The 26690-nt window shown below is 53.3% G+C and carries 14 protein-coding genes; 4 read left to right on the plus strand and 10 right to left on the minus strand.

All coding sequences use genetic code 11. From position 1 onward, the window contains the following. Window positions 1-327 precede the first annotated feature (327 nt). From ACO08I_RS20700 to aspS, 3 genes are all read right to left on the minus strand, one after another. Entirely contained in the window at window positions 328-1233 is a 906-nt protein-coding gene (locus ACO08I_RS20700) for a hypothetical protein (protein ID WP_282783782.1), read from the minus strand. 216 nt (window positions 1234-1449) lie between these two features. Further along, entirely contained in the window at window positions 1450-2979 is a 1530-nt protein-coding gene (locus ACO08I_RS20705) for an aldehyde dehydrogenase family protein (RefSeq protein WP_421946953.1), read from the minus strand. A gap of 21 nt (window positions 2980-3000) precedes the next feature. After that, window positions 3001-4770, minus strand: coding sequence for an aspartate--tRNA ligase (gene aspS, locus ACO08I_RS20710; protein ID WP_282783786.1), 1770 nt, complete (start codon window positions 4768-4770; stop codon window positions 3001-3003). Window positions 4771-5029: 259 nt separating this feature from the next. Here aspS and ACO08I_RS20715 point away from each other — a divergent pair, with 259 nt between their 5' ends. Then, window positions 5030-7657 (plus strand): OmpA family protein, encoded by a 2628-nt coding sequence (locus tag ACO08I_RS20715; RefSeq protein ID WP_421946954.1) that lies wholly within the window; start codon window positions 5030-5032, stop codon window positions 7655-7657. A gap of 21 nt (window positions 7658-7678) precedes the next feature. On the opposite strand, the gene ACO08I_RS20720 is transcribed toward ACO08I_RS20715, so the two are convergent. From ACO08I_RS20720 to ACO08I_RS20730, 3 genes are all read right to left on the minus strand, one after another. Further along, entirely contained in the window at window positions 7679-8323 is a 645-nt protein-coding gene (locus ACO08I_RS20720; protein WP_421946955.1) for a hypothetical protein, read from the minus strand. Between the two features lie 88 nt (window positions 8324-8411). Continuing rightward, window positions 8412-8951 (minus strand): carboxypeptidase-like regulatory domain-containing protein, encoded by a 540-nt coding sequence (locus ACO08I_RS20725; protein WP_282775248.1) that lies wholly within the window; start codon window positions 8949-8951, stop codon window positions 8412-8414. Window positions 8952-9028: 77 nt separating this feature from the next. Continuing rightward, the gene (locus ACO08I_RS20730) at window positions 9029-14752 is read right to left on the minus strand and encodes a fibronectin type III domain-containing protein (protein WP_282775247.1); all 5724 of its coding nucleotides are present in this window, start codon (window positions 14750-14752) and stop codon (window positions 9029-9031) included. A 106-nt stretch (window positions 14753-14858) separates the two neighbouring features. On the opposite strand from ACO08I_RS20730, the gene ACO08I_RS20735 reads away from it, so the two are divergent. After that, complete coding sequence (locus ACO08I_RS20735) at window positions 14859-16721, plus strand: sensor histidine kinase (RefSeq protein WP_421946956.1); 1863 nt, start codon at window positions 14859-14861, stop codon at window positions 16719-16721. Here the strand turns inward: ACO08I_RS20735 and ACO08I_RS20740 are convergent. The 4 genes from ACO08I_RS20740 to ACO08I_RS20755 all read right to left on the minus strand — a co-directional run bounded on the left by ACO08I_RS20740 (window position 16658) and on the right by ACO08I_RS20755 (window position 21998). After that, a complete protein-coding gene (locus ACO08I_RS20740) occupies window positions 16658-16942 on the minus strand; it encodes a LuxR C-terminal-related transcriptional regulator (protein WP_421946957.1) in 285 nt (94 codons plus the stop codon). The two genes, ACO08I_RS20735 and ACO08I_RS20740, sit on opposite strands and share 64 nt — an antisense overlap. 80 nt (window positions 16943-17022) lie before the next feature. After that, window positions 17023-17337 (minus strand): response regulator, encoded by a 315-nt coding sequence (locus ACO08I_RS20745; RefSeq protein ID WP_421949729.1) that lies wholly within the window; start codon window positions 17335-17337, stop codon window positions 17023-17025. A gap of 109 nt (window positions 17338-17446) precedes the next feature. Next, the gene (locus tag ACO08I_RS20750; protein ID WP_421946958.1) at window positions 17447-20464 is read right to left on the minus strand and encodes a fibronectin type III domain-containing protein; all 3018 of its coding nucleotides are present in this window, start codon (window positions 20462-20464) and stop codon (window positions 17447-17449) included. Window positions 20465-20588: 124 nt separating this feature from the next. Then, a complete protein-coding gene (locus tag ACO08I_RS20755; RefSeq protein WP_282775243.1) occupies window positions 20589-21998 on the minus strand; it encodes a hypothetical protein in 1410 nt (469 codons plus the stop codon). A gap of 300 nt (window positions 21999-22298) precedes the next feature. Between ACO08I_RS20755 and ACO08I_RS20760 the strand changes: the two genes are divergently transcribed. Both ACO08I_RS20760 and ACO08I_RS20765 read left to right on the plus strand, forming a co-directional pair. Continuing rightward, window positions 22299-24704, plus strand: a complete 2406-nt coding sequence (locus ACO08I_RS20760; protein ID WP_044216522.1) for an amino acid permease — start codon at window positions 22299-22301, stop codon at window positions 24702-24704. 54 nt (window positions 24705-24758) lie between these two features. After that, the gene (locus ACO08I_RS20765) at window positions 24759-26609 is read left to right on the plus strand and encodes a hypothetical protein (RefSeq protein ID WP_282775242.1); all 1851 of its coding nucleotides are present in this window, start codon (window positions 24759-24761) and stop codon (window positions 26607-26609) included. Window positions 26610-26690 lie beyond the last annotated feature (81 nt).

Genomic DNA, 26690 nt, shown 5'->3' on the forward strand with positions numbered 1-26690 from the left:
AATCCCTCCTCCCGGTTGCCATTTCCCCAAGGCGGATGTGACGAATTGATAAGTTGGGGAAAAGAGTTTACCGCTACTTCCGTTGTATCGCTGACAACACATGCAAAAAAGCCGGGCACCCTTTAGTGCCTCAAGCCATAAATCCTGGATACCCCAAGTTTCGTTCTTTTCCGCCTACTCTTCGTTGAAGAACCGCGACTTTAGCTCGGGCTAAAGTCGCGAACCTTCGCCTTGATTAGTCGAAAAACAACTTCAACTTAAGTATCAGAGATCTATGACTTGAACCACTAGGCACCCGGCTTTCCGGAAATGAGTTATGTGATTTTTTTAGTGGCAGTCATTCCAAAGCGCGCGCAGTTCCTCCGGGCTTTCGACACTTACTACCGAGTCATCTTCTAGAAGGGTCACTTCGATTGGGAAAACGAAGCCGGGGCGTTCACCTGCGGTCGGTGGGCCAGGATTGTTCTCGCGCCAGTCCTGGAAAATTTGGCGAGCCGCCTGAGGGCTATCCGCTTCAGCCGTTGTACCGTCTGGCAGTGCGATGGTCACCGGATAGTTGATGGTGAAGCAAGGGCCGAAGTTGCCAGGCGCACAGTCCTCACGCAGGGCCATCAGTTCTTCCTGGCTGTTTACCGTGACGAGGGAGTCGTTGACAGACAGGGTCACCTGAATCGGGAAGCCAAGGGTAGGGCGCTCGTTGCTGTCCGGGTTGTCTTGCTTCCACTGATGCAGCAATTGCCGGAGTGCCAGCGGGCCTGCGGCTTCTGCCTCTGTGCCGTCCGGGTAGACGAGCGTAACCGGGAAGACCAAATCGTAGCAAGGGGTGCGGTCGTGCGGCCCATTTGGTCGACAGCCCTGAACCAGTTCGCGCAGGTCCTCATCGGAGGCAATGGTCTGCACCGTACCGTCTCTCAGTGTTACATCAAAAGGGTATGCGAACTGCGGGCGCTGAGTCGGGCGGCCATTATCCTGAATCCATGCCCGGATCGCCTGACGGATGGCGATGCGGCTATCGACAGCAGCGGTGGTGCCATCTTCAAAAACAAGGGTAACGGGGAAAACCAGCTGGAAACAGCCGTTGGAGCCCAGGTGGCCGGCTTCTTCCATTTGCATGAAAGCTTCCTGCGTTTCAATTTCGCCGAAGCTGTCGGTCGTGGCTTCTTTATCACAGGCTACAAAAAGTGTCGCCGCGAAAAAAAGCAGAGCGGTGATTTTCAAAATTCGGGATGTCATAAGTTTGATGTTTGGTGATGTATTGTTTTCGATGTCTTACACTCCAATAAGGCAGGACTTCCTCCTGCTGTACTCATGCCGGCAATAATTTTTTTGATCTTTTTGTTTGGGGCTAGCCTCTTCCAAAAAAAAAACGCCCGGCAGAGCTACCTCCACCGGGCGTAATAGTATATCCAATTTACCCGCCCCTAAAAAGGGCCGGGCGTTCCGTTATTGTTAGTCCAGGTCAAACTTAATACCCTGCGCCAACGGCACCTCCGTGCTGTAGTTGATGGTATTGGTCTGACGGCGCATGTAGGCCTTCCAGGCATCGGAGCCACTTTCGCGGCCACCGCCGGTTTCCTTTTCGCCACCGAAAGCGCCACCGATTTCCGCACCGCTTGTACCGATGTTGACGTTGGCAATACCACAGTCAGAACCGGCATGGGAAAGGAAACGCTCTGCTTCCCGCAGGTTATTGGTCATAATGGCCGATGACAAGCCCTGCGGTACCTCATTGTGGTAAGCAATCGCCTCATCCATATCCTTGTACCTGATGAGGTAGAGGATAGGGGCAAAGGTTTCGGTATGTACCGTTTTGTAGTCGTGCTCTGCTTCCACAATGCAAGGCTTCACATAGCAGCCGCTTTCATATCCGGGGCCTTCGAGTACGCCACCTTCCACAAGGAGTTTACCGCCCTCTTTCTGAACTGCTTCGATCGCATTCAGGTAGTTCTGCACAGCATCCTTATCAATCAGCGGGCCCACGTGGTTGTTTTCATCCAATGGGTTGCCGATGCGCAGTTGGCCGTAGGCTTTGGTCATTTTCTCCTTCACCTCGTCGAAGAGGCTCTCGTGTACAATCAGGCGGCGGGTGGAGGTACAACGCTGCCCGGCTGTGCCTACCGCGCCGAAGAGGGCACCGGTGAGTACAACGTTGGTGTCAGCGCTTGGCGTAACGATGATGGCGTTATTGCCACCCAGCTCCAGGATGGTTTTACCCAGACGGCTGCCCACTTCCGCCGCCACAATTTTACCCATACGGGTGCTGCCGGTCGCCGAAATGAGGGGTACGCGATGGTCTTTGGTCATAAACTCGCCCACCTTATAGTCGCCGTTGATGATGCAGCTTACGCCCTCGGGCACGTTGTTCTCCTTCAGCACATCGCGCAGCAGGTTTTGGCAGGCTACGGAGCATAGGGGAGACTTTTCAGACGCTTTCCAAACCGTCACATCACCACAGATGAGGGCGATCATGGAATTCCAGGACCATACCGCTACCGGGAAGTTGAAGGCCGAAATAATGCCTACAATACCCAGCGGGTGGTACTGCTCGTACATGCGGTGGCTAGGGCGCTCGGAGTGCATCGTCAGGCCATACAGCTGACGGGACTGCCCTACGGCAAAGTCACAGATGTCGATCATCTCCTGTACTTCTCCCCAGCCTTCCTGCAGGCTTTTGCCCATTTCGTAGGAAACAAGGCGGCCGAGTGCGTCTTTATGTTCGCGCAGTTTCAGCCCATACTGCCGTACCACCTCGCCCCGGGCCGGAGCAGGCATCATACGCCAGGTTTTGAAGGCTTCCTGAGCCGTAGCCATTACTTGTTCGTACTCTTCGCGGGTGGTTTGGCTCACCTTGCCGATGAGCTTGCCATCCACGGGAGAGTAGGACTCAATGTACTGACCGGAGTCCATCGAGTTTTGACCGGTGCTGGTACCGGCGTTTTCAGTATGCAGTCCAAGTTCTTGGAGGAATTTGGTATCCATAGGTATAATTTGGTTTTTATCTTATTCTTCAATCTGCTTTTGCGCCAGGTACAACTCATCAAGCTGCTCTGTGTGCACCGGAGCGGGGGCATCGATCATCATATCGCGGCCCATGTTATTTTTGGGGAAAGCGATGAAGTCCCGGATAGAACTCTGCCCGTTCATCACGGCGCACAGGCGGTCAAAACCGAAGGCAATGCCACCGTGGGGCGGCGCACCGTATTCGAAGGCCCCCATAAGGAAGCCAAACTGCGCTTCTGCCTCTTCGTCTGTGAAGCCGAGGAGTTTAAAGTTGCGCTCCTGCAGCTTCCGGTCGTGGATACGGATAGAGCCTCCACCAATTTCTGACCCATTGATGACCAGGTCATAAGCATCGGCGCGCAGGGCCTTCATGGTCTCATGGTCTCCATCCAGCATGCGTGCCACATCCTCCTTCTTCGGAGAAGTGAAGGGGTGGTGCATGGCGTAGAAGCGTTCGGTTTCTTCATCCCATTCCAGGAGAGGGAAGTCGACTACCCAAAGCGGTTTGAAGTCGCCCTCCTTCATCAGGCCGAGGCGGCGGCCCATTTCCAGGCGGAGTTCGTTGAGCTGCTTGCGGGTTTTGTCAGTTTCGCCGGCCAGGACGAGCATCAGATCGCCAGGCTTGGCACCCATTTTGTCCGCCCAGGCTTTGAGGTCTTCGGCGGAGAAAAATTTATCTACAGAAGACTTGAAAGTACCATCTTCATTGTACTTGACGTAAACCAGCCCCTTTGCGCCGATCTGCGGGCGCTGCATCCACTTCGTGAGCTCGTCCACCTGCTTGCGGGAGTATTCGGCGCAGCCTTCAGCCACGATGCCCACGATCAGCTCAACGCTGTCAAAAACCTTGAAGCCTTTATTTTGTGCAACATCATTCAGCTCTGTGAATTCCATGCCGAAGCGCAGGTCCGGCTTGTCCGAGCCAAACCGGGTCATTGCCTCGTCGTAGGACATGCGTGGGAATTCAGGCAGTTCAATACCCTTAAGGGTTTTAAAAAGGTGGCGGGTCAGTCCTTCGAAGGTGTTGAGCACCTGCTCCTGGGTTACAAAAGCCATTTCGCAGTCAATCTGCGTAAACTCCGGCTGCCGGTCGGCACGCAGGTCCTCATCCCGGAAGCACTTCACAATCTGGAAGTACTTGTCAAAACCAGAAACCATCAGAATTTGCTTGAAGGTCTGCGGGCTTTGTGGCAGCGCGTAGAACTGCCCGGGGTTCATACGGGAAGGCACTACAAAGTCGCGTGCCCCCTCCGGCGTGCTCTTGATGAGGAATGGCGTCTCAATTTCCAGGAAGCCCTCATCCGACAGGTGCTTGCGGGTCTCAATCGCCAGGCGGCTGCGGAACATGATATTTTCCTGTACGGGACCGCGGCGCAGGTCGAGGTAACGGTACTTCATACGCAGGTCATCGCCTCCGTCGCTTTCAGCCTCAATGGTAAAGGGAGGCACCTTTGACGCATTCAGAATGGTCAGTTCGGTGACTTCAATCTCCACTTCACCCGTTGGGATCTTATCATTTTTGGAAGTCCGCTCGGCTACTTTGCCCTTGGCTTGCAGCACGAATTCGCGGCCTACTTCCCGGGCTTTTGCCAGCAATTCAGGAGAAGAGATATCTTCATTGAACAGCAGTTGCGTCACGCCATAGCGGTCGCGCAGGTCAATGAAAACCATATAGCCTTTGTCGCGCACGGTTTGCGCCCACCCGCTAAGGGTCACTTCCTGGCCAACATGCGATATGCGGAGCTCTCCGCAGGTATGAGTACGGTACATGCGTTGTTTGTTTTGAGTTCAGGGATGCTTAAGCAGTGTGACGGAAATTTCTTCTCCGTCGCTAAGAAGCCACAAAAGTAGGGAATTTGCAGGGGCTGTCCTATTGGAAATTATAGTATTCTGGTGATTTTGTGGCGGTAGTAAGAGGGTATATTCCTTTTAGGGGCCTTTGTGGTATTTGGACAAAGACCATGTATCGGAAGTCAGGATTTTACGAAAAAATCATATATTTGAAAATCATTGAACAACCCCGGTAAACATGCGATATCTACCCCCCCTCAGGCCCGCAGTCTTTATAGTGCTCTGTGGCCTGCTTGCTTTCCCACTTTTCGGTCAAGTCAAAAAAGGGCGCAAGTACGTCAAGACCAAAGCCTACGACAAGGCAGCAGCAGCTTTTGAGCAACACCTTCCCCATGCTAAGTGGGGCGCTGCTGCGCATTTGGAAATGGGCCTTTTGCTGACTTCCGAGGAGACGCTTTCCCTGCCTGACATACAGCCGGCGCTGAGTTATGTCAGTGCTGCGGATTCCATTTACCAGTCGCTGCCCTCCAAAAAACAGCGCAAGCAGCACAAGCTAGGTGTGAGCCCCAATACCCTCCGCCGTGCACAGTCAGATTTGGTTAAAATGGCACTGGATCTGTTAAAGGAGCAAAGTGAAATTCTGGCATACGATCAGTTTATGGATGAGGTGCCGATCCTGTCCCGCTTCAATCAGCGCCGGGCAGAAGGTGTCCGGAGCTTTATTGTAAATGCAGAAATGGAACGCCTTAATGCACTGTCTTACGAAACCCTCACCGCTTTGGTTAACCGGCACGGTGACTTGCTGCGCAAAAACCATCTGGGTTTTGAAAACCGTATCAAAGGGCAGTTGCTCCGGTCCTTCCTCAAAGCCTATGAATTGGGAGATTTGAAAAAAATGGCAGAAGACCATCCCAGCCATTGGATTGCCGCTGAGTGCTATCTCGATGCCTTTGTAGAGGCTGCCAAAGCACCCGGTATTGGGGCTTTACTCAATTTCCTGAATGATTATCCGCTCTCCATGATCAATGATTTTGCATCAGAGGCGGTGGCCCGCCAGCTGTCCGGTATTGATCAAAGCGCGTTGACGGAGGTACAGGCCGCCCGCCTTCAGGAGGTCCGTAGTTTTACCAAAGTCAATAATCAGATGCGATGGGGCCTTGCGCCCGATGACATAGACGGACTCATTGAAGTCATCAACCGCGGGGCACCGGCACAGCGTGCATACGTGCTGATGCAACGGGTGGTGGAGCAATTGCGCCGTGATAAGGCATGGGCGTCCGCGATCCGCCTCATCAGCGCCTGCGGCCCTCAGTTCCCGGATGAGCGCCCGTCCGGCTGCCTGGCTAACTTTGTATACTATACCACCAAAGAGCGCTGGGTGGAAGATGCTACCGCTATACTGAGCCGGCCTGCAGATAGTCTGCACCTTTACCCAATCGACGAGCTGAATACCGGCCGCAATGAACGTTCACCAGTGATTGATGTATCGGGTGAAGTCCTGTACTATTCCAGCCCTGATGCTGAAATGGGCACTGAAATCCTGGAGTCCACCTACGACTATGAATCTGGAAAATGGCAGCAGCCTAAAGTAGTTGCCTCTCTTTCCACTGAGCAGAATGAAGCACCATTGTCCATCACTGCCGATGGGAACACCATGCTGCTTTTCCGGAACGGTAAGCTATTCACCAGCCACCGTACAATTGATGGCTGGAGCCCTGCTGATTCCCTGAAGAGCGAGGTGAATGCCTTTCCATGGCTGGGCAGGGCTGTGCTTTCACCGGATGGGAATGCGCTCATCTTTGCAGCCTCCAAAGAAGCCCTGGAGAATCTGTACCGCCCCTCGGATATTGACATCTTCGTCGCCTTAAGGCAAAAAGACGGGCGGTTCGGGCATCCTTTTCCCATCGGCCCTGCTATCAATACTGATGAACAGGAGCGCTCCCCTTTCCTGCATGCTGATGGGAAGACCTTTTACTTTAGCTCCAGCGGGCACGGTGGCCTTGGCGAGACGGATGTCTTTATGTGCCGCCGGCTGGATGACACCTGGCGCAACTGGACGAAGCCTGTCAATTTGGGGAAAGAAATTAACTCTATTTACCACGACTGGGGGTACAATCTTTCGCTAAGCCCTTCCGGAAGTATTGGCTATCTCTCCTCCGATGATTTGAGGTGGAGTTACCACAGCGACCTCTACGCTACGGGCATCCCGGAAGCTGCACGGCCCCAGCGCCAGAAGACGGTGATCGGAGCAGTGACCAGCGAATACCCTATTACCAGTGATACCAAAATCGTAATTCGGGATGCCAAATCGAACGTGGTGATTGCCGAGGTGTCAGCCCAGCCTAATGGCCGGTTCCAGTATGTGCTGCCGGATTCTGTGGCACAGGTGAAGTTTGAGGTGAACCGTCCGGGCATTTTCCCCAAGTCTGCAGTTGCTGAACTACCCGCAGGCAAAGAGGTGGTCCGGTTAAATGACACGATGGATGTTGTGACCCTCAAGGCTATGGTACAGGAGGGCAAAGCGGCACCTATAGAAGTTTATTTCCCTACAAACGGTGCACAATTGGATTCTACCTCCTATTTCAACCTTCAGCAATTGTTTGAATTGGTGAAGGACCGTACGTGGGTACTGGAAATATCCGGTCATACCGATCAGGAAGGGGCGGAGCCTTACAACCTGCGCCTTTCAAAAGAGCGGGCGGAGTCAGTGTCCAGCCATTTGCGGAATCTTGGACTGCCTGAAGAACGCCTGAGGCCAGTCGGGAGAGGCTCTGGTATGCCGGTGGGGAAAAACGATACGGAAGCCGGGCGAGCTAAAAACCGCCGGGTGGAGATACGCCTGTTGCTACCGGATGATAAAGATTAATTGACGGAGCGGGGGAATTGATTATTTCCCCCGGCCTGTTCCCGTCTGCAGCACGCCCATCTGTTGATGAGGCGGGTAAATGATGGAGAAGTCTTGCTGATGCACTAGTTGCCCGGACTGAATAAGCTTTCCCTGAAAGACAATGGTGTGGCTATTGTCCTCACAGTGAAAGTCAGTTACCGGGCGGAAATTTTCGAGGTATTGTACCTCTGCCAGTTTTGGGTTGTCAGCCAGTTGCCCGCTGCATGGCACTTGCGGGCGGTCTGTTATTGCAGGCTGCTGCTTCGCCGGGTAACTTACCAGGGCTACCTCCCCGATCTCCTGATCTGTCAACGGATCGCCAGGCATAAAAGAGTAACGGGCTGGCACGAAACCTTCTTTAAGGATGTAAATAAAGGTCTCCCGGTTCGGTACTCCCCTGAATTCCGTATTTAATGTGCCCCCGTGCCCCAGCTGGCAAGAATGGAAATCGTGGTTTTTGTTGAATTTGGAGATTAGTTCACGCTCTTGAGTGATATAGACCTGAGCGCCGGCAGGGTTGCCATAGATGCCATCAAACTTTGCGATGATGACATACGAAGTGTCTCCCGGATTGAGGGCAGAAAACACAATCCAGGCGGCCAGAAGAAGGGCTGTAACTGTGAGCAGTGATTTTTTCGGAGTCATTGGGACGTTCAGTTTTGCATGGAGGTTTTTAGGTGATGCGGCATAAGATACTGGAAATCAAATGTAATGTCAATAAAAGAACGCAGTTTTAGTGCGGGAAGGGCTCGTCCTCCACATTTTTAACATTTGTCAGGTTGAAATGCTGAATATTTTTCTCGGTATGGGGGTTATCTGGCACGGATACCTGATGGTAATACTGCCTGATGTAACCTGCTTTTTCAATCGTTAGGTTGACGGTTGCCTGAGTTTTCGGGATGTTGATACAAATACGAAAATAGCCACTGGTATTGGATTGATCTGTCCACTCCGAATTGCCCTCAATGAAAACCATAGCATTTTCAACAGCAGTACCTTCATAGGTGTCAAGCACATATCCATCGATGCATACTTCATGGAAGTTGCGCCTGCGGTCTTTAGTATCCTGAATCCAATCATAAACGATGTATCCGCCCATCAGAAAAAAGATGAGCCCAATCGCTCCGAAGATAAGAGTTGCGGAATACCCTACGAGTCGCTTGCGCAATTCCGATTTGAGCTCCTCCCAAAAGGACTTGGGGGCGGCGGCTTCTTCCGGGGCATCCGGTTTCAGCCAGCCCAGACGTTGGAAAAAATGGCGGAGCTTGCTCATTGATTGGTTTGCTTTACGCTATAAAAACGGAACTGACCGTGGTTTAGTTCCGGAGCAGGCTCCACCGTGCTGTGCCTCTATTCTGCCAAAAGCAGCTTTTGTGTTTTAGGCGGCTGCCCGGGTTCAAAGACCGCTATGACAACAGCGGTATGCCTGATGGCCCAGCTGCCCAACTTAAGTTGCAGCACCTGCTGGCCGCGCAGGTTTTGTCGCATCAGTTCTTGCCCAAGCAGGCTGTAGGCCACCACCTCTGCTTCCGGTAAGGGGTTTGACAAGACCAAGGTAGCCTGATGGCGGGCCGGATTAGGGAAAACTTCAAAGCTTAACTCCTGAAGCTGCTGCTCAATAGCGTGCCAGTCGGGTAATTGGGTTTGGTTTTTTGGAGTCCCCCTGCCTGCTTCGGGCGTACCCTGGAAGGCAGCGGGCAATTGCAGGGCAGGACCTACTTCCCAACTGGAGTTACTATTGGCGCATATGGTCCGTACCCGCCACTGTATAAGGTCACCTCCGGGGAAGCCTTCAAAAGTGTAGCTGTTGCCGGAGAGGGTCTGCTGCCCGACTCCTGTGCTCTGGCTCAAATACTGCAGCTTGTAAGCTACGGCTCCGGGTACAGGAGCCCAGGAAACCGTCCCTGAGGTGGGGGAGAGGGCGGTGCTGCTCAGGTTGCCGGGGGCATCGCAGAGCTCATCGAGGTCACAGATGCCGTTGTTGTTATTGTCAATCAGGGTCCCTGTACATGTACAGTCAGCAGTGTAGACATCATTCTGTGTGCAGTTGTCAAAGTCATTGCAAGACGTACCAATGATGTTGTCGTCGGTACCCGGGCACTGGTCATCCGCATCGCAAATGCCGTCCTGGTCCGCATCGGGACAACCGTCGGCAGCAGTCGTGAACGCCGGGCCAGGCGTATTTGGAGAATTAACGCCATCGCATTTTGCCCGGATTTGCCAAAAGTGTAGTGTTTCCGGTGAAAGACCGGTTAAAGTGTGTGTATTTGAGGGGAAAGAAAGCACAAAGCCGCCCTGTCCGTTCGGTGCATAGCCCAGGCGGTATTCCACCGCACCAATTACGGCTTCCCAGGATAGGGTTGCCTGGTTGGGCCCTACATTAGAGACAGCGAGGTTTTGGGGCGCGCCGCATTCGGGCTCCTCTAAGTCGCATTCTCCATTGAAGTTTTCGTCCAGTAATGCACCGAGGCAGTCGCAGTCGCTGCTATAGGTGTCATTGATGGTACAGGGGTCGCCGTCATCGCAGGGTTGGCCGATGAGGGTGTCGTCAAAATCAGGGCAGGTATCCTCTGCATCACAAATGCCATCTCCATCGGCATCGGGGCAGTCATCTGACAGCGTTTCAAACGCCGGCCCATTTTCAAAAGCGGATTGCCCGGTCAGGCAGATCGACCGTACCCGCCAATCTATTGTAGCGCTTCCCGGCAGGTTGTTGAGCGTAAAGCTGTTGCTGGCAGACAGGGCATTATTAGCAGGGCCGCCATTGACGCGGTAACGGATCAGGTACTCTTCTGCCGCCCCCACCTCTGTCCAGGATAGCTCTGCTGTGTTTGAAGTGATATTGCTAACTTGCAGGTCGACAGGTTTTGTGCACTCATTTAGATCGCAAACGCCGTTGTTGTCCTCATCAATCAGTTCGCCCGCACAGTTGCAATTTGCATCGTAGACGTCATTTTGCGTGCAATCATCACCGTCGTCACAGGCTTCCCCGATGAGTGCGTTTACAATGGAAATCGAAGTGGTACAGGAACTACTGAGCCCGGACTGGTCAGTGACGGTTAGGGTAACATCGGCGGCCCCAACATCTGCACAGGTAAACATAGCAGGGGACACAGAAAGTACCTGAATGCCACATGCGTCAAAGGAGCCGTTATCAATATCAGCAGCATGGAGTGTAGTGGGTGTGGCACCGGCAGGGTCAATCTCCAATGCAAAAGTATTGGAAGGGATACAAATCGCCTCAGGAGGTGTGTCATCCACAACGGTCACCGTAGCAACACAATTGGCAAAATTGTCGTAGGTTTCATCTCTCACGGTCAGAATTACGGTGTTGAATCCGATGTCATTACAGGTTAGTCCGGCAGGGGAGGCTTCGAAGTATGCGATGCCGCAATTATCCGTTGATCCGGCGTCCAGGCTACTGCCATCAAGAACGGCCTGGCCATTTGCATCTACAGCAACAGTGATGTCCTGGCAAAGTGCGGTAGGAGGAGTAATGTCGTTAAGGGATACGGTAGTCCAGCAGGTTGCCGAATTGCCAGATTCATCTTCCACCGTAAGCAGTACATTCTGTGATGTCCCATCCTCACACGAGAAGGTCGTACGGTCGAGATAACGGAGGGTAATGCCGCAATTATCAAAGGAGCCATCGTCTACATCTGTGGCTTCGAGTGTCGCCTGCCCGCTGATGTCCAGGGTGAGCGGTATCAGGTCCTGGCACAGGGCTACAGGAGGCAATTCGTCCACTACGGTAACACTCGCAGTACAGTTGTCTGTATTGTTGCTGCCATCGGTCACAGTGAGGATGACGTCCTGTGCTCCCAGGCCGGCACAGTCGAAGTTGTTTTTGCTTGCTGCAATTTGAAGGGTACTGCAGTTGTCCGTAGAGCCGCCGTCAATGGCGAAAGTAGGGAGCGTGCCCTGTCCGTTCTCATCCAGGCTAACGGTGGCAGGGGTGCAAACAGCCTGTGGAGGGATCAGGTCCTGTACCGTTACGGTAGCCATACAGCTACCCGAACCGGAATGAGGGCTGCCATCACTGACGAACAGCATAATAGGCACATCCCCAAGATCCGCACAGTCAAAACTACTCTGACTGGCTTCAAAAGTCAGGTTGTCGGAACAGTTATCCGCAGAGCCATCATCGGCTTGCTGAGGCATAAAGCTGCCGTTGCCCGATGCATCCAACTGAACGGCAATATCCTGACAGACAGCTGTTGGCGCCACCTGATCCTGAACAGTAACGGTAGCCATGCAGGTACTCTGATTGTCCGAATCATCAGTCACAGTCAGCGTAACCATCACCTCCGTATCGGCACAATCAAAGGTTGCCATATCTACGGTGAAGCCAAGGTCGGAGGTACAGGCATCAGTAGACCCATTGTCTAAATCGGAAGGGCTAATGGTGGCGTTGCCTGTGGCATCTGTGGAAATGATAATATCCTGGCAAACCGCTTCGGGAGGCGTTTCGTCCAGGATGGTTACGTTCGCCGCACAGGTGCTTTCGTCTCCGTCTAAGTCGGTGACAGTTAATACCACCGGGTTGTCGCTGCCGATGTGGGAGCAGTCGAATGAGCTTTGATCGAGGGAAAGGCTGGCGATGCCGTCTAAGGCAATGGTGCCTTCCTCCACCTGTGCGGGGGTGATTTCTACCGTACCGTCATTTCCCAGTTGTACTGTCGGGTCAGTACAGCCGGCCTGCAGGCCACCGCAGGGGTCTACGGTAATCGTGCCGGCAACCGTCAGGTCGGTACAGCCCCAAAGCGGAATAGCATAATTGAATATCCCTGTTTCCGTAGGTGCTCCATAGATCGTTAGCTGGTCGTCGCTCCAAACGGCACTTACCCCATCGGGCAGCCCAAACATACCGGTTACCAGGTTGGCGGTTTCGGTAAGGCCAGTCACTCCGGTGGTATTATAGGAGACTTCAATGATTTCCTCCAGCGCGCAAGCAGATTGGGTATCGGAGCCAGCTGTTAAGGTAGCAGTGCAGGAGGGGATGACGTAGCCGGTTAGCGTAGGAAGCTCATTACAAAAATCCGGGCCATTACCGTTCAGTATCCATCCATCGGTTGGTGGCCATTCCGTCTGATTGGGATTGGAGTAAAATAAGCCACTACCATCAGCAAATAGGATATGCCAGCCATTGATGTTGAGCAGATGATCTTTGCGCAAATGCAGCAACTGGTTTTCATGGGTGAAGATGGTAACTCCAGTCGCGAGTGTCAAATCCTCGTCATAGGTGTACACCCCATCAATGGCATAGCCTACCGGGCTACAGTTCGTTCCGGAAATGGTCACGGTGGGAAGTGGCGGATTGGTGGAGGCGGTATTGAAAATCCCAAGATCCCCGATGCCATCTGCCAATGTGCCATCAGAAACGATCGAAATATTATCCCCATCAAATGTAGCCGAGTTGAGCTGCCCCTCTGCGTTAGACCAGTAGAGGAGTTGGGCGGTTACGTCGAGCTCAATTTCGATAATATCTGATGCTTCGTCCACGATGGTTTCCAGCCCTGAGCCATCGAGGTTGGCGCGAAGGATGTTGCCCGCATCGGTGAAGTACATTTTTTGATTGGTGGCATCAAGAGCAATAGCTCTGCCATAATTGCTGTTTGGAGGGAGCGTAAGGGGAGAGGACGCCCAATCCATAAGGACCTGTGCATCAATACCGTTGACTTTCGAGGTCAGAATGGCCGCATTAGTGGTCCAGTAAAGGTCTCCGTTGGCAGGGTCTACAGCGATTTCGTCAAATGGATAAATACTATTCAGCGGAGAATTAGGCCCCGCAGCAATGATGGTATCTACCTTGCCCTGCCCGACATAGTTGGTGAGGTCTAATTTGAAAATATACTGGGTATTTTGAAAATCTGACGTCCAGTACAATTCCTGAGCAGCAGCATCAATGGCCATACCCTCAATGTTTAAAGGGAAACCCGGGTTGAACCAGTAGTTGCCGTAGTTATTGAAGTCTTCACTACAGCAAATCCATGAATACACCAAGCCAGAATTGGCATAGGATTGAACCGGAGAACCATCCAGGTTAGTAGATTTTAGAATGAAGGCGCCATTGGTACTGTAAATGAAGTTTTCCTGCCCATCAACAACGACCGCTTTGGTCCCGGATGCCCCATCGTTCGCCACACTATCCCAGCCCTCTCCTTCTGTAGGAGCAACCGGTGAGCGTACAATTCGAAGGCGGTCCGTTTGGGGGCCAAAGGATCTGGAAAACCAAAATAGGATACCATTCGATGCCCTAATATGTAGCCTGCCCTGAGCCTCAAATCCGGATCCCCGGAAGGTAATGGGATTGGTGCCATCAAGAGCGGCGCGCATGATGCCGCCGCTTGTATCGGTCCAGAATAACTGGTTGTTCACCAGATCGAGGGCCATGCCTCCAAGTAAGAAGGAACCGGGAACCAGCGTTGTAAGGTTACTCCCATCCGTATCGCAGCGAATAATCCCGGCTCCTCCGAAAAGGTACACCTGGCTTTGGCCGGGGTCGAACTCGATTGTTCTGTGAAATCCGGGCATACTCACAAACGTTGCTGCGGCAGAGGCGATGTCAATACTGAAAAACCCATTTGAAAAGGTTAACACAAAAAGCTGCTGATTCACCAGGTCAATCGCAAAATTGCCTAACAGGTCATTAGTATTCGGACTTTCGAAGAAGACCTGAGGGTTGCTGCCATCGAGCGCACTTTTCATGACGGTGTTGCCTTCGCTCCAATACAATGTATTGTTAGGACCGTCCACCGCCAGCCCTCTTATGAGACTGGAGCCAGCAGGCTGCGCCAGTATTTCAACGGCACTGGCATTCGTCCAGTCCAGGCGTATTATACGTTCAAGGTCTACAAAGTACAGCGCGTTGCTTACTTCGTCAAACGTAACCTGAGCGGGTCCGCTGGGGCTCACAAATTCAAAGTCCAGTACATCAGGGGTGCCATTAGTCGGGGAAATGGAACTCAGGGAAGAGCTGTTATCCGCCCAGTAAAGGGTGGAGGTAGCCTGAGCCGACAGCCAGGAAACGGGGAAAAGAAAAGCTAGCAAAAACAGGATATTTGTGCACTTCATGATACCAGGGTTTTCAGGTCATTATTTCAAAAATCAAAATTAGAGGACTGAATTTTGTGTGCATATCCCCTCTGCAGGGTATTTTTACCCGCTAACTCAAGCCCCGGTGAAGCATATTATTTTTTTCACACCACTGCTCCTGATTGTCTCCAATGTATTGTTGGGGCAGGACACCCTTCGGCTTACTCCGGGTTTCAGGCAGATAGAACTGCTTGAGTGGGGGCAGCTCTATCGCACGCCCGATACGGAGCTTGGGGTGGAGGGGCTGAAGCACCTTCCTGATCATGGGTGGGGCAGCCTTTCGAGCACCGATGGCGCTTTTTTCGCTGGGAAAGACTTGTTGTGGGTCAAAGTGTACATTAGCAATTCAGGCACTACGCCTCTTTCATTGCTTGTACAGAGCAAAGAGGTGCGCACCAACCGGATAGCCTTTTTCTGGGACCCGGCTGAGAGCCCTCCGCTTGCTTCGCCCACAATGGGAGATTATTTGCCATTTGGGAACCGCATGATCGGCCATCCCACCTACCTTTTCCCGGTTACCCTTGAGGCACTGCAGGAAGGGGTTTTGTACATCTGTTATGACAAAAGGGAAGAAACCATTACCATTCAGCCCCAGCTGTGGGAGCCTGCTGCTTTTGAAGAGGGCGACCGGAGTAGCCGCTTTTTGATGGTCCTCTTCCTTGGTGCACTCACCTGCCTGGCTGTGGTGATGGTGGTATTGGGCCTGGTGGCCCGGCAGGGGCTGCTGCTGAGCTTCGCGCTGTACATCACCTCGGGCCTGCTGATGGTATTCATCATCACAGGCTACGGTGCGATGTACCTGTGGCCCAACCATCCTTACTGGAACGGGCTGGGGTATTTGTTCCTGATCTTCTTTCACGTGAGCTTGCTGGAAATGGCCAGGCGGTATCTGGGTTTACGGGACGGTGCACCCCTTTTGCACCGTTTGTTTCAGTTGGCGCAGGTGGCGCTCTTACTGGTTTTCATGCCTGGAGTACTGAGCTATCCGGTTTTAGGAGGGTTTTTCAAGATATGGCTGGGGCGCAGTGGGTTACTGTTGTTGTTGCTGATCAACCTTGGAGTTATCATAGCGTGCATAGGCACCTATCGCCGTGAGGGCAGGGGAGGCGCTTTACTTTTTCTGTTAGCGTTTATGTTTTCGCTCATCGCGCTGGCTCTTTTTGAAATTGAGCAGTTAGGGTCGCTCAATACTCCCTGGAGCATGGAGCTGACGCTTTTGTTCATGCTTCTGGATCTGCTTACACTAGGGGGCTTGTTCGGGCATTACCTTAGGCGTACATTTATTCAGAATACGCAGCTTAGTGAGGCGCTGTCCCGTTCTCAGCTTAAGGCCGCCAACGCGCTGCTGTTGGGGCAGTACAAAGAGCGCAAGCGCCTGTCGCAGGAGCTGCACGATGGCATTAGTATCCAACTGGCGTTACTAAAAATGCGGCTGTCAGGTGAGCCTTCTGGCCAGCTTACGCAAGTGGAGCCTGTTTTAGAAGATCTGACACGAATATCCGAGAGCATCCGAAACTTCACCCACGCTATTTCTCCTGCACTGCTTGAAGAGGAAGGGCTCATCATGGCCATTGAAGCCCTGACCGGGCAGGTGGCTGATCAGGCAGGGCTTGAGGTAAGCACGCAATTGCCGGAAGCGGAACAGGCCCGGACCCTAAGCCGGCTACAGTATTACTCCGTCTTTTTGGTGGTCCAGGAACTGCTAAGCAATACACTCAAACACGCGGGGGCAACCCGGATCAGGCTGTCTTTGGAATTCACCGATGCGTGTACCCTGCACTACTGCGATGATGGCAAGGGCTTGTCAGTGGACGAGGTGAATATGGGGCTTGGGCTGGCACACATCAAAGACCGGGCGGCATTGCTCGGCGGAACCTTTGACTACTACCCGGCAGATTCCGGTGGGGGTTGCTTCCGGTTTGTATTCCCTGTATCTATTGTATCATGAAGCAGGCGGATCAGTTCCGCTGCAGAGTGAACATCCAGCTTTCTGAATAGATTTTTTCGATGGGTTTGCACAGTATGCAGGCTAATGAACAAGCGGTTTGCGATCTCCTGACTACTCAGGCCCTGCAGAATAGCTTTGGCTACCTCTTGCTCCCGTGAAGTCAGGTTGCTGAACCGGGTGAAAGTATCCTGGAAGATTGGGTCCTGGGGCCGCCCCGGCATTTGGATGCGCGGGCTGAGGTATAACTCGCCCCGAAGCAGGGTTTTAAAGGCCTGCAGCAGTTCGGCTTTAGTGGTGTCCTTCAGGAGGTAGCCATCAACACCTTGGTTGAGGCTCTACGTACTACGCCCGGGGCATGGTAGGAAGAGAAGGCCAGGATTTTGATTCCAGGTTGCTGAAGCCGGATGTGTTCCACCCATTTCAGGCTACTTTTTCCGCGGATATTCAAGTCCAGCATCAAAAGGTCAGCGGTCTGGGCAAGGGCTTTTTCAAGTTCTTCAGCGCTGCTGGCACAACTTTGGATGGTAAACGCTTCTTCGCCTCCGAGCAACTGTTTAAGCCCCTCGTGAATAAGCGGGTGATCGTCAAAAATGATAACACGGTAAAGTGGGCGCACTTGAGTAGACAAGACTGGTTCTACCTTAAAGGTAGCCAACTAAATGGAGAAAAAAAAGTCCCCCACCTGCCGTTTGCAGATGGAGGACTCTGAGCCTGCTTAGCAGAGGCTACTGTCCATTATACAGCAGCCGCTTGGTCATCGGGGCCCGGCCATCCTGTTCAACTGTAATGAAGAGCACGCCCGCCGGGATATTCAGTGCCCGCAGGTCGATGTTGAGCTGCGAATGAGCGGCGGCCGCCTGATAAAGGACTTGCCCTACCGCACTGCGGATGAGGACCGCACCCGGACGCCCATCCCAATCCTTCAGTGCGAGCGTAAAGTTGCCGGAAGTCGGGTTTGGGAAGAGTTCGAAGCCGGTCTCTGCAGCACGGGTCCGTGTAGGATCGCTTAAGGTAACCGCCGGGCCCACTACAAATCCGGAATTCTCGTTGTCGCAAAGTGCCCGTACCCGCCATTGTACGGTAGAAGCAGGGGGCAGCCCGTTTGCCACATACGTATTGTCCGGGATATCCAGAGAAACCGGGTTGCCGCCAATCGGCCGGAACTGTAAACGGTAGGCATTCGCAGCCGGCACCGCATCCCATGAGAATTGGGCAGTGGTATTGGAGAAGGCTACTGCATTGAGGTTGACAGGGTCTGTACAGGCTTCATTGAGGTCGCAGATGTTATTATTGTTGGTGTCGATCAGGGTTCCCGAGCAGTTGCAATCATTGCCGTAGGTGTCATTCTCGGTGCAGTCGTCCCCGTCGTCACAGGCTGTGCCGATGAGGTTGTCATCAAAGGCAGGGCATTGATCGTCTGCATTGCAGATCCCATCGTTATCGTCATCCGGGCATGCACCGGACAAGGTGGTGAATGTCTCCACAGAAGACCATGGAGCATTTTCTCCGCTGCAAAGTGCCCGCACCCGCCAAAGGTAGGTGGTGCCTGCATCAAGCCCGGCAACTATTGAGCTACTGCTGCCGACATTTATGCTGACGAGGTTGCTTAAAGGGGCCCCCTGTTCCAGGTATTGTAACTCGTAGGTGCCTGCGGCAGGGACAACACTCCAGCTCAGGAGTGCACTGCTGTTGGTGAGATCGCTGGCCTGCAGGTTGAGAGGAGTGGTGCAGCCGGCTTCGTCCAAATCGCAAATGTCGTTATTGTTCGCATCAATGAGCGTGCCAGCGCAATTGCAATCGTTGCTGTAAGTATCATTTTCAGTACAGTCGTCCCCATCATCACAAGCTGTACCGATAAGGTTGTCATCGAAGCCCGGGCATTGGTCATCAGCATCGCAAATGCCATCGTCATCGCTATCAGGGCATGCATTTGCCTGTGTGATAAATGACGTGCCTGTGATGTAAGCGGAGTTGCCGTTATTGCACTCGGTGCGCACCTGCCACTGATGGTTGATGTCCGGCGTGAGCCCGGTAAGCGTTATACTATTTGATGCGGAAGTCAGAGTGGTTAAACTGCCACCATCAGGCAGGTAGCGGATACGGTAGAGATTCGCATTGGGCTGTGGTGCCCATGAAAGCGTAGCACTTGTAGCCGTAATATTCGATACAGCAAGGTTGACGGGGTCGTCACAGCTCTGTATGCAGGGGGCGCAATCGGGCCCACCGCAATCGATGCCGGTTTCTGCACCATTTTGAATGCCATCATTGCAGGTCGGACAGGCAGGGCAGTCAGGCCCGCCACAGTCTATACCGGTCTCCGCTCCGTTTTGGATGCCATCATCGCAAGTGGCCGCAGGCGCATCGGTACAGAAGTCAGTGCTTTCTGAGCTGCCAAATCCACCACCGGAGGCAATCACCGCCCCATCGCTATCGGTCAGGGTGTAGGAGCCGTTGCCATACTGACAGCATATGCCATCGCCATAAGTGTCGTTGATGGTGAAGGTATAGTTGCCTCCACTCAGGTTGATATTTTCGGTCACCGTGGCGCCATCGGGCAGGTTGCCGTAGTTGCCTCCGGACGCGACGATGGAATTGGAAGCATTGGTGATGGACCAGGAAGTCTCTTCCGGATAGTTGTCAAGCGTTATGGACAGCGTCAGGCCAGCGGTATTGCAGGGGCAGGCATCGCAGAAGGAGCCTCCGCAGTCCACGCCCTCTTCGTCCCCGTTCTGAATGCCATCATCGCAGGTAGGTGGTGTGACTGGTCCGCAGACGGATGAGTTGAGCAGGCTTGCGCGGAAGCCGCCCGGCTCAAACAGAGCGCGCATCCGGGCTTTCTGGCCGAGCGTAAACAAATTCATACAGCCATCATCGGAATAGTCCATGTAGTTCTGAAACATATCAGGCAGGTCGCCGGCACCTTCATTACAGCTGTTGGGGCCGGGGTAATTACAGGCACCACCGGTGTAATTGGGGCCACCAGCCCGGGGCGTATCTCCCACCTGATCGTCTACATTACAGTTTCCATCGCCCCAGATGTGGCGGAGGTTGAGGTAGTGGCCGACTTCATGTGTGGCAGTACGGCCCAGGTCGAAGGGGGCAGTAGCTGTACCAATTGTACCAAAGTACTGATAGTCCACAACGATACCATCAGTGCTTGCCGGGCCACCGGGGAACTGCGCGTATCCCAAAATACCGCCACTAATGTCGCATACCCAGACGTTCATGTACTGATCAGCGGGCCAGGCATCTTTGCCACCACTGCTGGAAAATTTTACAGTGTTGTTAGTACCAAATGAGGAATTGGAAGTTTGTGTCCGCGTGACGCCATCTGTCGGGTTGCCTTGCGGGTCTACCGTTGCCAGGCAGAATTCAATTTCTGAATCTGCAGCCACCGGCTGGAAGTCACCGGGGGTATCAGAAGCGTCAGGATTGAGCCGGCGGAAGTCCTCGTTCAGTACATCAATCTGGCTTTGAATCTGCGCCATACTGATGTTTTCGCTTTGGTTGTTGTAGACCACATGCACCACCACTGGTATGGTAATGGTCCCGTTGACAGACCTCAGCCCGGGCTGTGCCAGCATCCGGTTGGTATGTTTTTCAATTTGCTGTCTGTTCTCTTCGAATTTGGGATAGGTTTGCTGCTGTAGCTCCATGTATTCGGTGGCGCCGCAATTGCGCTGGGCTTGTACGCCCAGGGAGAAAAATAACAAGGCGAAGAGCGGTAGAAGTCTTTTTTTCATGCTTATCTGTTTTTGTGTTTTGAAGTTGCTGAACGTATCTATTGCCAATAATGGCTATTTGTTCAGAGGTTACACAAAAATCGTAGCATTTCAACAGGAGCAGCAGCCTGTAGTGAACATTGTGTTATCGTATGTCGCCTGGCAAACTTTTGTAGGAGCCCCGGCCAATTGGGAAATAGGATGTATTTAATTCCCGCACGGGATAGGTCTTGAAAGGCGTAATGAAAACCGTGTCTTGCTCAAGGGGTTCTTCAAAGGCTTTCATATCCGGGTGGACGAGCAGGGTGCGCACGTTTTGCCCCTCGGTCCGGGCGTTGGAAATCAGCAGGCTTTCGTAAGGGATACCCCAGGACATCAGCAGGGTATCCATTGGCGCTTCTGCTTCTGTGCGGTAGAACCGGTTGCCGGATTCGGGGGCAGCTACGGCTTGTTCCACCCATCGCCAGCGGGCTTCAAAGGGTTGGTGGTGGATAGCGATGGTGCCAAGGCGCAGGGCAAGGATGCCTCCAAGGAGATAAGCCAGCTTGCGCCCTTTGAGCAGCGGAGCGACCTCAAAAAGGAAAGGCACTCCGACAAAAATACTTAGGGCCATATAGTTCACCTCTACGTAAAAGCGGTGTTCGGACTCCGGCGAGCCAATGTGCAATAACATAAGGTAGCCAAAGCAGGTCAGCCATATCAGCCCGAGCTTGAGCCAGTGGCGGCGGTACAGGTAAAAACCGGTGACCACCAACAGTAAAACGGGGAATCCATACCAGATGGTGAGGGCGTTATAAAGGAATTTGCTGTGTGCCGGGAAGTCAAAGTAGTTCGGGAAGTAGGCGGCCAGGTTGTCCGAAAAGGAGCTGTACTTTGCATTGTCGTACCAGTTGGCGGAAAGCCAGGATTTTACACCCTGCACGACTGCCATAAATCCGGCCAGTGCCCAGTAAGCCCAACCGTTGATTTTTGCACGAAAGTGCAGCCCGAAGTACGCCCACAGGAAGTAAAAGGAGATAAAGATCAGCGGGTGATAATAAGCCAGCGCCACGACCGAAAATGCGCTCAATGCCCACATCCAGGGCTTATCCTGCCGGGGGTAGCGCAGCCAGTAGGCAAAAAAGACCAGCACCGCGCCCAGTCCCTGCTGTTGCTCAGAAGTGGCCCAGTAAAAGGCATCGTACACGATGAGGGTGTAGAGTAGTACGATGGCCCAGCCCAGAAAGTCGTTGCGAAGCACCCGAACCGTTATGGTGTAGAAACCCAGGAACAACAGCGGGAAAGAAATGGAATATAAAAAAGAAATCACCTCCACCGGAGCCCCCAGTTTGATGGCACTCAGTGGCAGTAACTGCACCAGGGCCGACCCAAACCGGTTGACCATGACCTGCACCGTGCCATCGTTGATCATCAGGAAGGTCTGAAAGGCAATATCCAGCATCCACGCCCGCTCCCGGTAAAACAGGGCCGCGAGTACCAAAAGACCGAACATGCCAAGGTACCCCAGCCGGCGGGGCGTCGCAGATTCAAACTGAAAAAAGGTAGGCTGCTGCATGCGGCAAATATAATGCCTTTTGTGTGACGATTGCCTGTTCAGGCGTCTACAGCACTGAACAAACTTGTCAAACTACCCGACAAGAAGTATATTTACGCAATACGAAGTGGTTTACGATATCAGCCCGTGACGAAGCGCAGCTTATCAGGACAGGCGCAAGCCACTTCTCAGCGTAAATGCTGACCCTCCTGCCTTTAAGGTGGTCAAAGCCCAAAGGCGAAGGGATACGGGCAAGCATTGAGTAGGTTTGCTGTGGCAAACCACTTAATCGTCAGTATTACTCCTCAAAGTACACACCCAATGAGCACCAACGCCCGCAAATTCGGCACTGCCCCTGTATTCTTCACGGCCATCTCCACTATTCTCGGTGCAGTCATGTTTTTGCGCTTTGGTTTTGCAGTGGGGCAGGTGGGGCTGCTGGGTACGATCGCTATTATCCTCATCGGGCACGCCGTGACCATACCCACGGCTATGGCGATTGCCGAGATTGCGACCAACCAAAAAGTAGAGGGTGGGGGAGAGTACTACATCATCTCCCGTTCTTTTGGCCTGGTGATCGGTTCGTCTATCGGTATCGCTTTATACTTTTCTCAGGGCATTAGCGTGGCGTTCTACATCATCGCTTTCGCAGAAGCTTTCACCCCTTTGTTTGAATACCTTAGGGAAACCTATCACTTTTCGCCTGCGGTGGAGTGGCTGCTGGATAAGAAACAGACTGTCAGTATTCCGGCACTGATTCTGCTGACTATTGTGGTGCTTTCAAAAGGTGCCGATCTGGGGGTGAAGATGCTATATTTTGTGGTCGCTACGCTAGGCATCGCGCTGATTGCGTTCTTTGCCGGGCAAACCGAATATGGTAAAACCACACCACTCGACCCGTTTGCCAATGTGCAGTCTTATCAGGAGGTAGAGGTCAATCCGGTACAGCCGGCGATTGATTCTGCCACGTTGCCTTTCCAGTTGGATACAGCTGTGAGCTCCGCCCCGGCAAATCCCAATGTGCCGGAGTTGAGAGCGGCCCCGGCCGAGCCGCCCGCGCAGGAGGAGAATATCCCACCTATTGTCGCACTGAGCTTCTTTTCCGTTTTCGCTATTATTTTCCCGGCATTTACCGGTATGACGGCAGGAGTGGGGCTTTCCGGCGACCTGCAGAATCCGGGGCGTTCCATTCCTTTAGGTACGCTTGCGGGGACGCTGACGGGCATGGTGGTCTACGTTTTTATTGCCTACAAGCTGGCGGTATCTGCCAGCCCCGAGCAACTGGCGGACACTAGCCGGCTGGTAATGGGCGAAATTGCCTGGCAGGGCTGGTGGCTGGTTCCCGTCGGCCTGGCAGCAGCTACGATTTCCTCGGCTATCGGGTCTATTCTGGTGGCCCCGCGTACCTTACAGGCCATTGCCCGAGATCAGCTCATCCCTTCCAAGTTTGTGAATTTCTGGCTGTCACGGGGGAGGGGGAAGAATGATGAACCTTTCAATGCTACTGTGGTGACTGTAGTGGTGGCTTTTGTCTTCATCATGATGGGCGGGCTGGATGCCGTGGCGGAAATCATCTCCATGTTTTTTATGGTGACTTATGGTTCCCTGTGCCTGATTTCCTTCCTGCAGCACTTTGCTGCTGACCCATCCTACCGCCCTACGTTCCGGTCCCGCTGGTACATTTCTCTGTTTGGGGCCATTGCCTGTTTTGGACTGATGTTTTTCATGAATGCGGGTTATGCCATCATGGCGCTGCTGTTCATGGTGGGCATTTACCTGCTGGTCAGCCGCTTCAATCCGGACAAGAAAAATATTGCGATTATTTTCCAGGGGGTGATTTTCCAGATCAGCCGGCAGTTGCAGGTGTTTTTGCAGAAAGCCGACAAGGAGCAGACCGGTAGCTGGCGCCCATCTGCCGTTTGTATTTCTGAGCACTCCTTTGACCGGCTTGCGGCCTTTGATATGCTCCGGTGGATTGCACAGCGTTATGGTTTCGGAACCTATATCCACAAAATTAACGGCTACCTGTCCCGCAGCACCTATCAGGAGGCGAGCGCCTCAAAGGCCCGCCTGATCAAAATGGCAGAGGCCACCGACAGCAATATTTATATTGATACCCTGACAAGCCCGTCCTATACCTCGGCGGTGGCGCAGGTCATTCAGCTACCTGGCATTTCCGGTACGGATAATAACCTGCTGCTTGTGGAATTCAGCAAAGTAAAGCCCGATAACCTGGAGGACATCGTGGATAACTTCAAGCTCATCAAATCGGTGGACTTTGATTTGGTCATTCTTGGAAGTTCGGAACGGGGCTACGGGCTAAAGCAAGGCATTCACATCTGGATTACGTCTAACGACTATGAGAATGCCAACCTGATGATACTGCTGGGCTACATCATCCTGGGGCACCGGGAGTGGAGCCGTGGGCAGATCAAGATATTTGCCCTCTATCCGGAAGACAACGTCGAGGCAGAGCGTGAACGCCTGTCTACCCTGATTGAAGCCGGGCAACTGCCGATTTCCAGGCATAACATCGAGGTCATTCCGCGCAAGCCGGACATCGATCCCAAGACGATCATCTCCGAAAAATCTAAGGATGCCGATCTCACCATCATTGGTTTCCGGGACGGGCCGGTGAAGCATCAGGGTGCAGAGTTGTTTAAAGGGTACGAGGAGATTGGGAATACGCTCTTTGTCAATGCGGCCGCTCAAATCCGGATAAAGTAAGGGGTGCAATCTCCTGTGTGCATAAAGCGTTTAATGACTCATAATTAAAAGCTTATGATTTTTCCTGCCCTATCTGCATTAGTTGGTTTTTGGCTGTGGCTGCAGCCTGCCGTTTCTGATTGCCCTATCGTGGAGGTGAAGCTGGCCAAGCGTGCATTTTGCGAGGATCAGGAGACGCTCGACTGGACCGATGACCTATTCTATGGTGATATAGAAGTCACCTTTACCGAACATCCTGAGCAGGGCCTGCTCCGGGTCGAGGGAGCGTATTTGTTGAAAGCCGCAGAAGTTGAGGTGTCGGCTTTGGATGGCGGGGCCTATACTTTTAAAAAGGTGCCCATACAGGCTACGCCGCGCGAGACGTGGCTTTCGCTCACGGCGTCCTTTACAGCCCTTGATCAGTGCCGATTCCGCAATCGCCGTGCCGGGCGCACCCGTGAGCAATGCTCGGTTTGCCCCGGCCCTCCGGGTACGACAGGCGGCCCGTATCCGAACTGCTGGCCACCGGAAGAGGCCGAGGCTTCCTGCGACCAATCCGTTAATTATGCTCCGGATCCGGATTACCCTGAGCTTACCCAGGTGCGTTATATGCAAACCATTGTGCATATTTTCCAGAAAGAGCACCCGGATAGCCTGGGGCAGTGGGTGCGCCACCCGGACGACCCTGGCAACTTCACAGCAGAACACATTGATATCATCCGCTCCTGGTTTGATGATCCTGATGGCCCCAACGGGGTGCTCAGTAACCTTTGTGATGACCCCACAGATGGCTCTCCGCATATGAAAGATGCCCGGATCCGGCTGCTCAATACCGGCACACCGGGAAAAGACGTCTTCTTCCACCCCGATAACAAAGGCTGGGGCATAGGCTTCTCCGGCTGTAAGCCCGGGGGGTATCAGTACTGGTATCAGGTGGATGACCGCTATTTGAAATCGCCAGACCCCTCACACCCGGATTATGATGCATTGATTGCTCCGGAAACCCAGGATGCCTTCCATGTTTTTATTACCGGTGGCAAATGGATGCCCGAGCCGCCCGGTGACCCCCGTATACCGGATGAGAACGACTGCTACTGGCCCTGTGGGGGCGGACTGACTTCCTCTATGGGCTGTCAGCGAGGGCAGGTACCCGACTATCCCGCCCAGGCTTTATTTGGGGTGTACAATATCTGGCAACATGGCATCACGCCGGGGCAGCAAACCTGCGAAGTGGATTATCCCGGTTCGGAAGCCGGCCTGGGGGAAGGGATGCTTGGGGAGATTTTTCATGTCCTTTCGGTAGATCACCTTAGCCCGCTACAGGCGCACAAAAAACATGCTGACGGAGGCGATGGCTGCGCGGATACCCCCTGGAAGTCCGATTACAACCGCCTGGGGTGCAATTTTCAGGAGCGTTGTGCCCTCACAGAGTGCCAAATTGGAAAGATGCACCACTTTTTTGCAGCATTGGAACCGGACTTTGAGCGCTTCCCGGATGGGAATGGCGGGTTTACCATTGATCCGGTGCCCTGCCGCCCGACAGCAGAAGATATGGTGATTCCCCAGGGTGCGGACATCGTGTGGGAAGCTCCGCAGGCGTTGCGTTCCGGCCTGGTCATTTCCGCTGATGCCCGCCTGACGGTGCAGTGTCAGTTAAGCCTGCCGGCCGGGGCTTCAATTACGGTAGAAAATGGTGGAGAGCTCATTTTAGAAAGCGGCAAACTGCATACGGACTGCCCGGAGGGCCGCATAGAGGCGCTACAGGTTGCCGGCCGGGTGGTGCTTAAGCCTGGGAGTGTAATTGAAAGTATCAGGCAGGTAAAAATCGAAAGTACAGGTTCAATGGAGGCCTCCAACACCACCTTTGTAAACTCTGGCTTGCCGGAAGGGATGTTTTGTGGCCAGAATGGAAATACCTGTGAGTGATTGCGGCTCTTGCCCGGTCTGCAGACCATAAGCACACGTACAGCGCGCCCTGGCAATGGCTTGGCTTAGTGCACCCGGTGA

The sequence above is a fragment of the Phaeodactylibacter xiamenensis genome (assembly GCF_965229835.1).
Taxonomy (GTDB): Bacteria; Bacteroidota; Bacteroidia; order Chitinophagales; family Saprospiraceae; genus Phaeodactylibacter; species Phaeodactylibacter xiamenensis.